Source organism: Bacteroidia bacterium (assembly GCA_040880525.1).
GTDB lineage: Bacteria > Bacteroidota > Bacteroidia > CAILMK01 > JBBDIG01 > JBBDIG01.
Window position 1 is genome coordinate 1 of the sequence record JBBDIG010000014.1, and the last position, 15,202, is coordinate 15,202.

Consider the following 15,202-nt stretch of genomic DNA (forward strand, 5'->3'; position numbering starts at 1 on the left):
CAAACTTGGTATCCAAATCGTATAATACGTAACTGAATTCCAGGTTAGGGTTTAACTTCCTATCGAATTTAAAATCATCCATCAGGCATCACAATAAATTCACCAAGCTCCAAATTCATGTCTGGACGCAGTTCGGGGGTCTTGTTCCATTCTTTTTCGGCAATTCTACCCATATCCGACAAGTGCATCCGACCCTTTTCAATTTCACCGAAAAAATGTTCCCGGTTAGCGGTACAGATGGTTATGAAATGCATTCCTTCATTGCCATAGTTCCATGATTGGAGCCGAGCGGATGAAATCCTGTATTTGTCCCTGAACAGATCAGCCATGATATTTCCTAAAACACATGCACAATTTTCCCTTTCAATAATTCTTCAGGAATAAAACCAATAAAGCGGGAATCGAATGAATTGTGCCGGTTATCGCCCATCACAAAATAGTAGTTCTGTTTAAAGGTGTATTGGGCGAGTACTTTATCAGGATTGTCTGCAGGTAATACTAATATGTCGAGGTTCGCTTCTTCATAACCATTGATCACTGGCTTTAGCCAGGACCAATTAGCAGGCGTTATTTCTACAGTAGCATCTCTGGCAGGAACAGTAACCGGCCCCCAAAAATCTATGTTCCATTCGTGTGAAGAGCTGCTTCCATAAACTGCTGCCTGCAAAAATCCCTTAGGCAGAATAACTCGCTCATAGCTTTTGGCATTTAATGCTGCTACCACCTTTTCTGCTTCCTTCTCAGTCATTTTTATCTGAATCTCATCCTGGACAGCCGTAATTTGATATTCGCGCTCATTCAATATACTCTTATTAGGCTGCACATCTTTTAGAAGGTAGTTGAACCATAATTCATTTACAGGATCAAAGGTTTCTCCGTTTACAATCGAAATTCCGTTTTGAATCTCCAAATAATCTCCTGGCAATCCTACCAGTCTTTTGATCCACAAGACTTCGCCTTTAGATTGATTCGGTTTGAGAAACAATACTAAATCATTTCTTCCGAGATTTTGGGTGTAGTGGACCAGAACCACGGAGCTAACAGGGATAGTTGGGGCCATTCCTGAAGAAGGGATCAAAAACAATCTATAGGCAAAAAGAAAATACAGGGGCAAACCCACTACAGCCAGTAAAGATAAAAATGTAAAGCTTCGTTGAACAGAATTTAGTCCTTTGAATATGCTCATATTGCAAATATAGAAGCTGCCCTATATATCTCCTTCTATTTATCTTCACTCCTTAGCTTTGGCCCAATAAAAGCGACAAAATCAATTCTGAGATAGGCTTAATGTCCGCAACCTCAATCTTTAGATATTGTTGCTATATCATAAAACTACATTAGTTAAATGCTGTTCTGGATCGAGGAGTAAATTTTAAAATAAAAATCTAAAAACATAAAATGGCAGTATTAGAAGTTTCAGATCATGAATTTGAAGACAAACTGAAAGAGAACAGGAACCTGGTGGTAAAATATTATGCGAGCTGGTGTGGCAGTTGCCGGCTGTTTGCGCCAAAATTCCGGAGAATGTCAGAAGAAGAAGGATTCAAGCACGTGGTGTTTCTGGACATTGACGCAGAAAACAACCCGATGGCGCGTAAAATGGCAAAGGTGGAAACGTTGCCCCACTTCGCGGTTTTTAAAGATGGGGAATTGTTGGATGCCGGATCCACGAGCAAGGAAGAATCAGTGCGTACAATGCTCGAAAAACTGCACAGCGATGAAAATTAGCGTGATAAAGCAACTTGCCGAAACCCATGAAGTGGCAACGCTGAAGAAACTTGAAGACGACCTGGTGGAAGGCCGCAGCATGGAATATGAGGTAGGCGGTGAAGACGAAGGCGAGCAGCTAACCCATATTCTGGGCGCCATCTGGGTAAAGGAGCAAATGAAGATCAATGGCTCCGACATGCGCACCGAGATCAGGAATTTTTCCGGGCGTGTAAGAGGGAGTATTTCCTGAGAACCTGAATGGACCTGCTCACGGCAGGAGATTCCTGCCTTTGCAGGAATGACATCAAAAGGAGGGGAATGAGGTATGAAGCGACCGCTTTTCCCGATAACCATTTCTTATCAAACAGATTGTCATTCCGGAATTTCGTTTTTCACGAAATGTCCGGAATCCCCGGCAAGAGTGCCAGACTTATGCCCCCGGCTTGACCACACTACCAGCGCAGGAGATTCCTGCCTTTGCAGAGGGGAGAATGAGGTATGAAGCGACCGCATTCGAAGAGCAATTATCTGCGTCAGGGATTAAAACAGCATAGCCCATCCTACCAATGAAGTCATCCCCTTTCACATATCTTTGCAGCCCACCCAAAAATACGTTTAATGAAAGAAGTTCACAACTTCAGTGCTGGCCCGGCAATCCTGCCACAACAGGCCATTGACGCTTCTATCGAAGCCCTTCGCGAATTCAAAAACATGGGCCTCAGCCTTGTTGAAATCTCCCACCGCAGTGCGCAATGGGAAGAGACGATGCAGGCTGCCGTTAACCTTGTTCGCGAACTACTCAAGGTACCCGATGATTACTCCATTCTATTTCTTCAGGGTGGGGCGAGTACGCAGTTTTGCATGGTGCCCTATAACCTGCTCTCAGAAAACGGAACTGCTGCCTACGTAAAAACCGGAACCTGGGCCAAGAAAGCCATTAAGGAAGCTCAGCTCTTTGGAAACGTGCAGGTGCTGGGATCTTCTGAGGACAAAAACTTCAGCTACATTCCCAAGGACTTTTCCATACCTGGCGATGCCGATTATTTCCACTGCACTTCCAACAACACCATTTTTGGGACACAGATGAAGGAGTTCCCGGACTCACCTATCCCGATGGTGTGCGATATGAGCTCGGATATTTTCAGCCGTCCTGTGGATGTATCCAAATTCGGGATCATCTATGCCGGAGCACAAAAAAACATGGGCCCGGCTGGAACTACCCTCGTAATCATTAAGAATGAATTATTCGGAAAAAGCGGGCGGAAAATTCCAAGTATGCTGGATTATAAGATCCATGCTGAGAACGATTCGATGTTCAATACCTGCCCTGTTTTCCCCATCTACTTATCTTTTGAGACCCTGAAATGGCTAAAAGGTGAAGGTGGCGTGGAAGGCATAGCCGAGCGCAACAAACGCAAAGCCGAGAAGCTTTATAAAGAGATTGACGACAATCCCATGTTTGTAGGAACGGCAGCCAAAGAAGACCGCAGCTACATGAACATTTGTTTTCTGCTGAAAGACGACAGCCTGAATAATGAATTTATGAAGGCAGCAAAAGAGGCCAACATCAGCGGCATTAAAGGCCATAGAAGTGTGGGCGGCTTCAGGGCTTCTACCTATAATGCCCTTCCTGAAAAAAGCGTAGATGTGCTTATCGGGATCATGAAAGAATTTGCCAACAAACACGCATAACTCATCAACTCAAAAAATTATGGTTAAGATATTAGCTAATGACGGCATAGCGCCAGAAGGACAGGCAATTTTAGAAGATGCCGGATTTGAAGTGGACACCAACAAAATTCCGCAGGAGGAGCTGACAGGTCGGCTAAATGGCTATGATGCCATTATTGTACGTAGCGCTACGCTGGTAACAAAAGAGGTGATAGACAGTGCGCCAAACCTGAAGGCAATTGGCCGTGCAGGAGTAGGTCTCGACAATATTGACGTGGCCCATGCCCGCAGGAAAGGCATTGAAGTGATCAATACACCTGATGCATCGTCACTCTCAGTGGCTGAGCTGGTATTTGCCCACATCTTCACAATGAGTCGGTTCCTGCATTTGTCAAACCACGAAATGCGCACAGGCGGAGAGTTCAAGGCATTAAAAAAGAAATATTCGAAGGGAATAGAGCTAAGAGAGAAAACCCTCGGAATTATAGGCTTGGGCAGGATTGGCCAGGAAACGGCAAAAATTGCCCTGGGACTTGGAATGGAGGTCGTGGCGTTTGACCCTCAGGTAAAGCGGGTTTTCCTGGATATGGATCACCTGGACATTACGCCCACACCGGAAATGGTGATTGAAACCACTTCGAAGGAAGAAGTGCTGGAGCGGTGTGATTTCCTCACACTTCATGTACCCTTCAAGGCGGGCAGCGATTCATTGCTTAGCAAGAAAGATTTTAGCCTGATGAAAAATACGGTTATCGTAATCAACTGCTCGCGCGGTGGCGTGGTACATGAGCAAGAGCTGATAGAGGCGCTGGATCAAAAACAAATCGCATTTGCCGGTCTGGATGTATTTGAAAACGAACCTGTAGTAAACCCGGCACTGCTCGGCCATCAGAATATTTCGGTTTCTCCACATATTGGCGGCTCCACAATAGAAGCCCAGGAACGTGTAGGTGTTGAAATAGCGAAGAAAATTGTCAGACATTTTCAGGGCTAAACAGAACACCTATCTTTCAGCATGGTAAAGATCTTTCCTTTCGTTGCCCTCAGGCCCAAAAAAGAGTATGTGGTTGATTTCTCGACCAATGCTTATGAGACTTCTGCAAATCTGCCGGTGGATGAAAGCAAGTTCAGCTATCAGCAGATCGTTCAGCCCGAAAGTTATTTCAAAAAAGCCATGCCGCCAGAAGAAGCCTTGCAATATGCAAAAGAGAAATTAGAGGAATTCCTGAAAAAGTCTGTATTACAGGAAGAGGAATATCCTTCCATTTATATTTATGAGCAGGTTAAGGATGATCATGTATTCCGGGGATTCATTGCCGGGGCCTCTGTGGAGGATTATGAGATCGGCAAAATCAAGAGGCACGAACTGACCCGCACCCAGAAGGAAGATCAGATCACGGAGTATTTCATGAAATTAGGCATCAATGGAAGTCCGGTACTTCTCACTTATCCAAAAGAGGAGGCGCTGGAAAATCTCCTTCATGAGGGAAGACAACATCGTTCTCCGGTTTATGATTTTACCGATGAAATGGGTATTCACCACGGGCTTTGGCTTCTGGGGAAGGAGGAAGCGCAGCAAGTGCAAAGTCTCTTCAGGCCGGTAGAGGCAATTTATATAGCTGACGGCCACCACCGATGTGCTGCTGCAGCGCGTGCAGCAAAGGAACTGCAGAACTCAGGATTCGCATCTTTTATGGCTTTCCTTATTGCCGGAAGTAATCTATCCATCTATAGTTATAATCGCCTGATAGAAAATCTGGGAGGAATATCAGTGCAGGATTTCCTGGAAAAACTCAGAGCTGATTTTGAAGTAGAAGAGGTAGCCGAATCACAAGCTGCTCCACAGGCAGGGAAATCCTTTGCCTTGTATATGGAGTATAAATGGTACAGGCTGAGATTGAAGAACGAAATTCCGCAGGCATCATCCTATAAGCAAAACCTGGATGTGTGCATCCTTGAGAACCATATCCTCGGGCCGCTGCTTGGCATTACTGACAGCCGCACGGATTCCCGCATCAGCTTTATGGATGGGGCAGCAGGCATACAAGCTCTGGTGAATAAAGTTGACTCCGGTGAGGCAAAAGCAGCATTCGCCCTGCATCCCGCCTCCATTGAGGATATATTTATTATTTCTGATACAAATGAAACCATGCCGCCTAAATCTACCTGGGTAGAGCCGAAATTGAGAAGCGGATTGTTGTTGCACAAACTATCTCAATAGCCAATCGCTTTAGGCTTCTTGCTCAAATTATGGGAACCACCAGCGGTAATTCCTTTGAATTACCGTCTTTCGCAATCTGTAAGATTCTTGGCCTCAGCGCAGTTTATAACTGCCATTACATCAAATTCCTGATCCTCAAAGATATTTTAACCATAGAAAATATAGCAGTTGAAAACTGGAAGAATAAGGAGGTATTAAATCTAAAACCTATGAAACATGATGAGGGAGCCCGATTTTGTGGCCGTTTACATTCCTATAGTGCTCCTTCAACTTCTTAAAAAATATTTTTTTAAATATTTAATATTTAATGCCAGATAAAGCTATTTTTGCTACCATCTTTTAATACGCCTGTGAATAGCAGGCGGAAACTAAAATCACTAAGTATATATGAAAAAGTTAGTAACACACAGAATTTTGCCGGCTCTCTTCGTGATAATGCTGGTCGTATCATCATGTCAGAAAGGAGGGAATGGCAACAGCCAATTGCCAAGACCGGATGAGCACTCATCTGAAGTAGTCACAGCCTGGATGGACCTGATCCTGGAAATGACACGCACCACACCAGGATTTAGCCCACCTGTGGCAGCCAGGGCATTTGGCTACGCAGGCCTCGGGCTTTATGAGAGCGTAAGAGGCGGACAGCCGGGCTACAAAACCCTGGCCGGCCAAGTCTCCGGGCTGAGCCAGAATTATCTGCCTAAAGCATCGCCCAATGGCAAGTATCACTGGCCTGCGGTAGCAAATGCTACCCTGGCTACCATCGCACGCGGATGTTACGTCCCCGCAGCTTTGGCCAACGAGCAGCTCATTGACGATTTGGAATTGGCTTTTAATAATGAATTCCAAAGTCAGATTCCGGGAAGTGGCCCAGGCCGATCACAGGGCTTGGATGCTTATGAACTTTCGGTTGCATTTGGAATCGAGATGGGGGAGAAAATCCTGGATTATGCAATGTCTGATAATCAGGACGAATGTTATAAGAATAATTTCCCTACAAGCTATACGGCACCTACCGGCAATGGACTTTGGGTTCCCACGCCTCCAGCATATCAGCGCGCGTTGCAGCCATATTGGGGTGATGTAAGGCCTTTTCTTGCACAAAATGTTTCTTCTGCTGTCCAACCGGGACCTCCGCCACCATTTTCAATGGATGGGGATTCTTACTTTTTCAAGGAGTGCAAAGAGGTGTATGACGTGGTAAATGCTATCACTTCTGAAGAGTTGAAGATTGCTAAGTACTGGAGTGATGATCCAGGCCTTACAGCCACACCGCCCGGCCATTCACTGTCAATCCTGCGCCAAGTCCTCATTAAAGAGGATGCTGACCTGCTATTGGCAGCAGAGGCTTTTGCCAAATTGGGAATGGGTGTACACGATGCATTTATCTCTTGCTGGAGGGCTAAATTCGATTACAACCTCGTTCGCCCGATTACATTGATCCGTCAACATTTTGATGCTTCATTTACCACGCCTCTTACAACACCTCCATTCCCTGAATACACGTCAGGGCACTCGGTGCAGTCGGGGGCAGCTTCGCTTATTTTGACGGACTTGTTTGGAAGCCACTACAGCTTTACCGATTATACCCATCAAAACAGGACTGACATTGACGGCACTCCCCGGTACTACAGTTCTTTTTATGATTTTGCTGACGAAGCAGCCATCAGCAGGCTCTATGGTGGGATCCACTTCCGCGCAGCCATTGAGAATGGCATCGTTCAGGGCCGCCTGATCGGAAATAATATTTCAGCTTTAAAGTTCAAATAGCTGGTCTCGGACATGGATCTTTAAAAGCCTCACCGGTATGTACTGGTGAGGCTTTTTTAGTGGAATAAGCCCAGGTAAAACGGGATCAGGCATTTTCTTTTGAGATTCACTGGCACCCACATGGCAGGGACCTGGGATTTGCATTGAAATTTCAGCCGATGGATGCCCTACAGGCCCCCAATGTCCGGGTGGAATAAGATTCCCTGGTTCTCCAGAAGAATGGGAACAGACTGGTGGCGATTTTTATCGTGAATATCCTCCAACTTCATGTTGCCCTATGGGGTATTCTGTAACCTTTAGTTCAGGTATTTTTACGTTTGATTGCCTCTGATAGTAACCCTCAATGATTATTAAAGCATTAGTATTGATTGATAGTTATTAAACCAGTTTTTCTCAACATTTAATTTAATTACAATGAAACATATATTTTTCTTCCAATCATGGCTTTGATAATGTTTGCCGGCTGCTCTGGTTAATTATCTTTTGACTGTATTTCTTAAATTGCATTGGTATCCATATTGAGGATTCAAAATGGATACCTTAATTTTCAGATAATGATTATAAAGCACATATTTATTTTGATGGTGTTCTTTCTATGGATGGGTATCCTTCGTTCCCAGCCATCGGGTTTTATAGCTGAATTGAGCACAAGTAAGCATAACGTTTTTGTGAAGAAGTTTGTATCCGACTACGATGGTTTTATTTTAATGCAACAGATGCATCAACATGGATTCTCTCTCACCAAATTTGATGAATGTCTCAATGTAATTTGGTGCAAAATAAAGCCGATATCTTCAATATCCCATACGCATGATATTGCTGGGTCTGCAGATGAAGACTATTTTTTCATGGTTAATAAGGATAGAAATACTTCAGACGGTAGCATTATTACTGTCTCCAAATTGGAAAAAATTGGAGGTGCAGTGGTATGGAGCAAAAATATTGCGTTTCCCGGCCTACAGGGACATCCTAATTTTATAGGGATTACCGAAATCACTGCTACGGCAGATTCCGGTATTGTAATAGTGAGCTCCCACGGATTAAGCAATAACGTATACAAAGTTGTGAGTATTCATAAAATTGCTAAAGATGGGGGGATGGTATTTACCAAAACTTTAGATGAATTGCAGTTTTCCCTAAATTCTATTAACTTGGAAGTACATGAAGTTGATGGTACTATTGCTTTGCTAATGAATGATGCAGCTAGTCACGTTATTGATCGTAATTTATATATATTGCACATAAGTGAAAACGGTGATCCTGTTATTTTCTATAAAGTAACTTCAATAGGCGACAAATGGATGTTTAGAGGGTCAGCAAAATTAACAGAGCAAACCCTGTTAGTGCTGGGGGTCGGACGCCAAGACAAAAGAATATTTTATTTTACAATTGAAAATTTAGGTAGTATCAGTGGTATTAAAGCGTACATTACTAATCAAGGCACGGGAAACTTTCCTTTTACACCTATCATAACCACTAAAGACTCCTCCGTCATTTTTTGGCAAGCAATTGATACTTTTTCCCGACAAGTCATAAATTATAATATTGGAAGCAATGCTTTCCGGAGTAAGCGCTATCCAACAAGCTACTGGCCTGACCAGGAAGTGTTTGAATGGAACAACTCAGTTTTGTTTTTTGGCACGTTTACCAAAGGTGCGATACTGGGCGGCAGGTCCTTGCTTGGACGTATATCAGATTTTGACCAGGATTTGTGTGCAGATGACAATGAGCCGCGAGATACAACCGGGAACAACGTGCCGTTCGATTCTATTCCCCAATATTTGCCCCTGCCTGCTGACACCAGCCTTTTTTTCCTGCGCGACACCACAGTAATTTTGGAAGACGCCAGCCAGGAAGTTGACATCATCTGCTCCGATATTAAAATACCAAAAGTTGAATTAGGAAATGATACATTAATCTGTGCTGGTTCCTTATTTCAATTAAATGCAGGCAATCCGTTAGATTCATTTTCCTACACTTGGAGCACGGGCGATACGGTGGCGGAGATCACGGCCACCACTTCAGGCCGGTATTGGGTGGAGGTGTCCAATGGCGGCTGCACGGCCACCGATACCATAGATTTGGTTTTTCTGGATGACGCACAATCCATATTGCCGGATGATACTACCCTTTGCCCCTACGACAGTTTGCTTGTTTCCATCCCTGCCAGCGGGAATTATCGTTTCATTACGCCAACTAATGACACCCTTACACACGGGGCTATTTATGCAAAGGACAGCGGCACCTATTATTTGTATGCTGAACTTGATGGCGATTGTGTCTTTCGCGACAGCATCCAATTAATATTGCATGATCTGCCTGCTGCCAAGGCGGGGCCTGACACGCTGCTGTGCTACAACCAGGAATACGTAATGCAGGGCGCGGGTGGGGTTAGCTACCATTGGATTCCTGCCACTTACTTATCGAACGATACCATTCCCGACCCTGTGGCACAACTTCCTCACCAGCAGAATTACATCCTCATTGTGGGCAATAATGCTGGATGCCGTGATACTTCAGCCGTCAGCCTGGACGTGCGTTCTCCGCTGAATCTGAGCCTGCGTCCCAGTGACACTATTGTATGCAAGGGCGATATGTTGCAGTTCATCGCATCTGCCACAGGAGGCGACAGCAGCAGCTATTCATTTACCTGGAACGGCAATTCGTCAACAGGCGCAAGCCATAGCCAGGCGTTTTATTCGGAGGGCTGGCTATATGTGACGCTGGAAGACGGCTGCTCACCGGAAGTGGGCGACAGCATATTTGTGCAGGTGGCAGACCCGCAGGCCGATTTTATGGTGCAGCCTGACGACACTGCCCATATTAATAATTCACTTCACCTCATCAATTATTCGGAAAATGCCGCCCATTATTCCTGGGATTTCGTGAATGGGGAAAGTTCCACGCTCCTGTCGCCCACGGTAGCTTATGGAGATACCGGGCGCTTTCAAATCCGTTTGGTTGCATTTACCGAAGAAGGCTGCGCGGACACGGCCATGCAATGGGTCTGGGTATTGCCGGAACTAAAGGTGTTCATTCCGAATGCCTTTCATCCGGGAGGAGGCATCAATGATGTTTTTGCCCCTACAACCTCAGCCGAAGTTTCGTGGCATCTGGAGGTTTACAACCGCTGGGGCCAGAAGGTATGGGAAGGCACCAACACCGGCTGGGATGGGCAGTACAAAGGCGCACCGGCCCCGGAAGGTGTATACGTCTATAAAATCCAGTTGTTGGACACTGACCGGAGGGAGAATGCTTTCAGGGGGAATGTGCATTTGTTGCGGTGATGCAACTGATTTATAAAAATCCTTATAAATCATTTTTAATAAGGCTACTCTCACCAACGGCACATTCCTATTCACCACCTAGAACGTGTGCTCGTAGTCACCAATTTCAATCTAAAGACATAAACGCCTTACGGCAGTGCTTCGCCTGTATAAAAATACCGGCCGTTATAGTTTTCGTCTTTGGCAACGGTGCAGAATACTGGTTCTACTGCTGCGCGGTATTAGCCAGGAAATTTTAACTAAAGGGCATATTTTAATGCTAGCGCTACACCTATGTTATAATATTCTTCATCAAAAAAAACGGATTCCCCAGCGAGCGGGGTTATTGCATATTGCACATGTGGTCCGAATGAAATGGATAGGGCAGGTCGCACTTCATAAGAAATGGCCATTCGCCCCCATACTGAAGCAGTATAAGGTGAGAAGTCATCAAGCCGGTCTGATGATTTATTGCTTTCATTTTCTTCATTCCACTCTGTAACTTTTTGACGGCTAAATAATAACAAATCTATGGAAGGGCCTACAGATAGGTGTAAACCCCAGCGGCCTGCACTATCTAAAGGCAATGAACCCTGAACCAACAATGGCAATGCTAAATATACCATTTTAAATCTTGCTTCATTTTCAACGCTGCCAGGAAACCTGCTTAAAAAGATAAACTCACAGTTGGGTGGAGGGCCAGGGCGGCAATTACGAACCCTGGGCCTGGAAAAGCCCCGCTCATTATACAGAAGTCCTGAAGATAAGGCCAGCCAATTATTTATGCGGTATTCTACCAATAGGCCGGCTGTAAGCCTGGCAGCAGGAAATTCAAGTGTATCCCGGTCTTTCTTCACCCTTGCAGCCAAAGCCAATACACTTGGGTCCCCTTCTTCCGCCAATTTTATATTTCGAAAAGCTGAATTCACTGAGAAAACAGGCTCCACATACCACCGTGAATTTTGAGCCTGTGACAAATGGCTTATAAAAAAGCAGGCTATGAAAATGTATCGTTTCTTCACTGTTGTAATTTTAGGATCTTTTGAGAAATATTCTGACTTAATTTGGAAATCAAATAAAGACCAGTAGATTAAAATACTGGCAAAATTTGGCTCTTTTGCAAAGATAGGGTGCGAGGGGCTTTCCCCGTCAGATACCGCTTGCGGAGAGGAGTCCTCAGTTGTGCGTTCGACTTTCTTTTCTGTCAGGTAAGTTTAACAAAATTGTCTTCAATTTTTACGTTAATATTTATCTCCGCATTCAAGGCGCTAAACACTTTCATTATTGTGTCAATGGTCGCACTGTTGGCACTACTTTCAAGTTTAGAGATTTGAGCTTCTGCACTCCAACAAGTCGTCCAAGTTATTTTTGTGTCAAGTTTCTTACTGTCTTGCGGTTTTAATCATCTTACCTAAAACGTCCATTCGAAGTTCGTATTCGTCACGTTCTTGAGTTCCGACTTTGCCGATATACTTGTCTTTCATCTCGGCAAGCGTATAGGTTTTAATTCTTTAGTTGCCATGTGATTACTTTTTTGTTTGTTTCTTAATATTCTCTCCACTCGATTACCATTCGTTTATTATTTCAACCAGTCATTAAGAAAGTGGATTAAAAATTAAGCAGCCGTAGAATCTATTTTGAGTTGTCCACCCAATGCTTTAAGTACCTTATAAATGGTTTCAAATTGTGGTTTGGAGTTTTGACTCAATGCCTTATACAAACTAGGTCGGCTAAGTCCTGTTTGTTCTGCAATTTTTGTCATACCAATAGCTTTGGCAATATGTCCAATGGCTGCTACCAATTCTTGCGAATCACCATCTTCTAAAACGGCATTCAAGTATTCAGCAATCATCTTGTTGTCATCTAAATAGTCAGCGATGTCAAATTTTGAAGTTGTCATGATTTCTTATTTTTATATTTAGTCCAAAGAGATTTAGCTTTAGCGATGTCCGCACTTTGAGTTGATTTGTCACCTCCTAAAAGAAGTAAGACAACCGTTTTACCTTGCTCTTTATAGTATACTCTATATCCTTTACCTTCCTCGATTCTTAATTCCATTAAACCATCTCCGACTGATTTACAATCTCCAAAGTTGCCTTTCAGTTCGATTCGTTGGATTCTAACTAAAACTTTGGCTTTCGCTCTAAAGTCTTTTAGCTTCCGCAGCCATTTATCAAATTCGGTGGTTTTTTCAATTAAGTACATCAACCAAAATTGTATCCAAGTGAATACAAAGGTAGGAAATTTTTTCTTACGTTTTAAAATGAATGGGAACGGAAAAGTGTATGGTCCGTGTCCCGAAGGGCATGTGCAATTCTCTTTGTGTGTGCCCGGCATGGGCAAAGTATCGAAGATGCCTAATAATTTCCAGCGGGTTTGCCGTGTATGCAACATTAATGTTTTCATACACTCAAATTTTATTAATGGAGCCAGGTCCATAGCTTTGCCCAAGGGCAAGTATCTCTGGCCCACGGTGGCAAATGCAGCCCATTATTCCTGGGATTTCGGGAATGGGGAAAGTTCCACGCTCCTGTCGCCCACGGTGGCTTATGGAGATACCGGGCGCTTTCAAATCCGTTTGGTTGCATTTACCGAAGAAGGCTGCGCGGACACGGCCATGCAATGGGTCTGGGTATTGCCGGAACTAAAGGTGTTCATTCCGAATGCCTTTCATCCGGGAGGAGGCATCAATGATGTTTTTGCCCCTACAACCTCAGCCGAAGTTTCGTGGCATCTGGAGGTTTACAACCGCTGGGGCCAGAAGGTATGGGAAGGCACCAACACCGGCTGGGATGGGCAGTACAAAGGCGCACCGGCAGCGGAAGGTGTGTACGTCTATAAAATCCAGTTGCTGGACACCGACAGGAGGGAAAATGCTTTCATGGGGAGTGTGCATTTGTTGCGGTGAGGATTTTCAGAGGCACCATGTTTCATCCATTTTACTCCTTGTCATTCATTTTTTCTTTACTTTTGATAACGAAATAATACAACAACAAAAAGATAACAACATGAAAAGGAACTTAATTACTTATCTGGCAATGGTCTTAGCCGCTGCTACCTTCACTTTTACTTCTTGCGGAAAAGAAGAAGGCACTCCCGTCCCTAAAGATCCGGTCACCGGGCCCTCAGGCACTCTCGAAGTAACGGTGATGGATGAGGATGGAAATTTACTTGAAGAAATCAATGTGCAACTTGCGTATACGCTGGATAGCATGAGCAATGAGAAGTTCTTTGCCAGCGCCAAGACTGATGCAGCAGGAATTGCGACATTTACAGAAGTGCGCATAAGCAAGGTATATGTGTATGCAAATAAAGGCACTCTTAATGATTATCAAATCGTAAATATTAAAGAGGATGAAACGGTAACTGCTGAGCTTACGCTTATCAGAAGTGGTGATCTAAGGGTAATCGTAAAGATCAGCACTACTGCCGGTAATGTGGCCGGTGGAGCAGATGTCCAGGTATCATTAACGGAAGCTGACTGGGAGAATGATAAATATATCGCTACAGGAGTAACTGATGATTTTGGACAGGTGCTTTTTCCAAACTTGCCTGTAGGAAGTGTTTGGGTCGCTGCTCAGCATGAGGATAAAAAGGGCTCGGCTTCTTTTGTGGTGAAAGAAGGCCAGGAAATAAGCCAGGTGATGGCTGTCGGGCCGTAACGTATCCAGGCTATATTAATAAGCAAAAGGTGCTGTCCGTTTTTCAGGCAGCACCTTTTTTTAATATACGCTATTTCTAAATGATCAATTCCCGGATCTTTATTCCAAAATAGAAATTCCAACAGCCGTATTTCAGGAAGCAGTGTAATAGGCCGTTACATCCGCCAGGGGTTTTCGCTCAATATCAGGGACTTGCGCATCCGCAGCCGGATAGCCGACAGGGATCAGCAGAAAAGGCCGCTCATTCTCCGGACGCTGCAAAATATTAGTAAGAAAATTCATGGGGCTTGGTGTATGGGTTAATGATGCCAAACCGGCATTATGAATAGCCGCCAGCAAGAATCCTGAAGCAAGACCTATGGATTCCGACACATAATAGTTATTCCTTTTTTTTCCGTCCCGGAGATCATAGGCTTTTTTAAAAACAATGATAAGCCAGGGAGCGGTTTCCAGAAATGGCTTCTCCCAGCCTGTTCCCAATGGTTCCAGATCCTCTAGCCATTCTTTGCTCATACGGCCATTATAACTGCGGTATTCTTCTTCTTCAGCCGCCTTTCGTATTTCTTTTTTTATCTGAGGATCGGAGACAACACAGAAGGTCCAGGGTTGCTTGTGCGCTCCGGACGGTGCTGTGGAAGCTGCCCGGATAATGTTTTCAATTATTTTAAGCGATACGGGTTTGTCAGAAAAATGGCGGATGCTCCTGCGGCTGTTTATCCATTGATAGAATGATTCACTCCTGCTCAGCATTTCCGCTTCATTTATTTCATCCATCTCGTAAGGAACCTTTTTATGTGGCATTTTTATTTTTTAAAAGAGGTTATAATTGTTATTTAGCTAAAAATGATTTTAATAAAAAATTAAATAATTTATTAAAACTAAAAATCCCCGGCTGCAAATGCACA

The 15,202-nt window shown here is 44.2% G+C and carries 15 protein-coding genes and 1 pseudogene; 9 read left to right on the forward strand and 7 right to left on the reverse strand.

Translation table 11 applies throughout. The annotated features are described in order from the left end of the window. Positions 1-74: 74 nt before the first annotated feature. Both WD077_02410 and lepB read right to left on the reverse strand, forming a co-directional pair. On the reverse strand, positions 75-329 hold the full coding sequence (locus WD077_02410) for a hypothetical protein (protein MEX0966062.1): 255 nt from the start codon (positions 327-329) through the stop codon (positions 75-77). An 8-nt stretch (positions 330-337) separates the two neighbouring features. Then, positions 338-1,186: a signal peptidase I gene (lepB, locus tag WD077_02415; GenBank protein MEX0966063.1), complete on the reverse strand. Its 849-nt coding sequence runs from the start codon at positions 1,184-1,186 to the stop codon at positions 338-340. A gap of 212 nt (positions 1,187-1,398) precedes the next feature. On the opposite strand from lepB, the gene WD077_02420 reads away from it, so the two are divergent. The 7 genes from WD077_02420 (at position 1,399) to WD077_02450 (ending at position 10,656) form a co-directional block, all read left to right on the forward strand. After that, positions 1,399-1,728, forward strand: a complete 330-nt coding sequence (locus WD077_02420; protein ID MEX0966064.1) for a thioredoxin family protein — start codon at positions 1,399-1,401, stop codon at positions 1,726-1,728. Then, the gene (locus tag WD077_02425; protein ID MEX0966065.1) at positions 1,718-1,960 is read left to right on the forward strand and encodes a hypothetical protein; all 243 of its coding nucleotides are present in this window, start codon (positions 1,718-1,720) and stop codon (positions 1,958-1,960) included. Before WD077_02420 ends, WD077_02425 begins: the two co-directional genes overlap by 11 nt. Before the next feature lie 368 nt (positions 1,961-2,328). Then, positions 2,329-3,402 carry a 3-phosphoserine/phosphohydroxythreonine transaminase gene (gene serC, locus WD077_02430; protein ID MEX0966066.1) on the forward strand — a complete coding sequence of 358 codons (1,074 nt, stop codon included), beginning with the start codon at positions 2,329-2,331 and terminating at the stop codon, positions 3,400-3,402. A gap of 19 nt (positions 3,403-3,421) precedes the next feature. Continuing rightward, positions 3,422-4,375 carry a D-2-hydroxyacid dehydrogenase gene (locus tag WD077_02435; protein ID MEX0966067.1) on the forward strand — a complete coding sequence of 318 codons (954 nt, stop codon included), beginning with the start codon at positions 3,422-3,424 and terminating at the stop codon, positions 4,373-4,375. 21 nt (positions 4,376-4,396) lie between these two features. Next, on the forward strand, positions 4,397-5,602 hold the full coding sequence (locus WD077_02440; GenBank protein ID MEX0966068.1) for a DUF1015 family protein: 1,206 nt from the start codon (positions 4,397-4,399) through the stop codon (positions 5,600-5,602). A gap of 387 nt (positions 5,603-5,989) precedes the next feature. Beyond that, a complete protein-coding gene (locus WD077_02445) occupies positions 5,990-7,369 on the forward strand; it encodes a phosphoesterase (GenBank protein MEX0966069.1) in 1,380 nt (459 codons plus the stop codon). A gap of 668 nt (positions 7,370-8,037) precedes the next feature. Beyond that, positions 8,038-10,656, forward strand: a complete 2,619-nt coding sequence (locus WD077_02450; protein MEX0966070.1) for a gliding motility-associated C-terminal domain-containing protein — start codon at positions 8,038-8,040, stop codon at positions 10,654-10,656. A 239-nt stretch (positions 10,657-10,895) separates the two neighbouring features. Here WD077_02450 and WD077_02455 read toward each other — a convergent pair whose 3' ends face one another. The 4 genes and pseudogenes from WD077_02455 to WD077_02470 form a co-directional block, all read right to left on the reverse strand. Further along, positions 10,896-11,657: an outer membrane beta-barrel protein gene (locus WD077_02455; protein MEX0966071.1), complete on the reverse strand. Its 762-nt coding sequence runs from the start codon at positions 11,655-11,657 to the stop codon at positions 10,896-10,898. 182 nt (positions 11,658-11,839) lie between these two features. Continuing rightward, positions 11,840-12,119, reverse strand: a pseudogene (locus WD077_02460) (helix-turn-helix transcriptional regulator). A 131-nt stretch (positions 12,120-12,250) separates the two neighbouring features. After that, entirely contained in the window at positions 12,251-12,535 is a 285-nt protein-coding gene (locus WD077_02465; GenBank protein ID MEX0966072.1) for an addiction module antidote protein, read from the reverse strand. After that, a complete protein-coding gene (locus WD077_02470) occupies positions 12,532-13,041 on the reverse strand; it encodes a type II toxin-antitoxin system RelE/ParE family toxin (protein MEX0966073.1) in 510 nt (169 codons plus the stop codon). The genes WD077_02465 and WD077_02470 overlap by 4 nt, the downstream gene beginning before the upstream one ends. Before the next feature lie 37 nt (positions 13,042-13,078). Between WD077_02470 and WD077_02475 the strand changes: the two genes are divergently transcribed. Both WD077_02475 and WD077_02480 read left to right on the forward strand, forming a co-directional pair. Beyond that, a complete protein-coding gene (locus WD077_02475) occupies positions 13,079-13,543 on the forward strand; it encodes a gliding motility-associated C-terminal domain-containing protein (protein MEX0966074.1) in 465 nt (154 codons plus the stop codon). Positions 13,544-13,643: 100 nt separating this feature from the next. Further along, a complete protein-coding gene (locus tag WD077_02480; GenBank protein ID MEX0966075.1) occupies positions 13,644-14,297 on the forward strand; it encodes a hypothetical protein in 654 nt (217 codons plus the stop codon). A 132-nt stretch (positions 14,298-14,429) separates the two neighbouring features. On the opposite strand, the gene WD077_02485 is transcribed toward WD077_02480, so the two are convergent. Continuing rightward, positions 14,430-15,098 carry a nitroreductase family protein gene (locus WD077_02485; GenBank protein MEX0966076.1) on the reverse strand — a complete coding sequence of 223 codons (669 nt, stop codon included), beginning with the start codon at positions 15,096-15,098 and terminating at the stop codon, positions 14,430-14,432. Between the last annotated feature and the right edge of the window lie 104 nt (positions 15,099-15,202).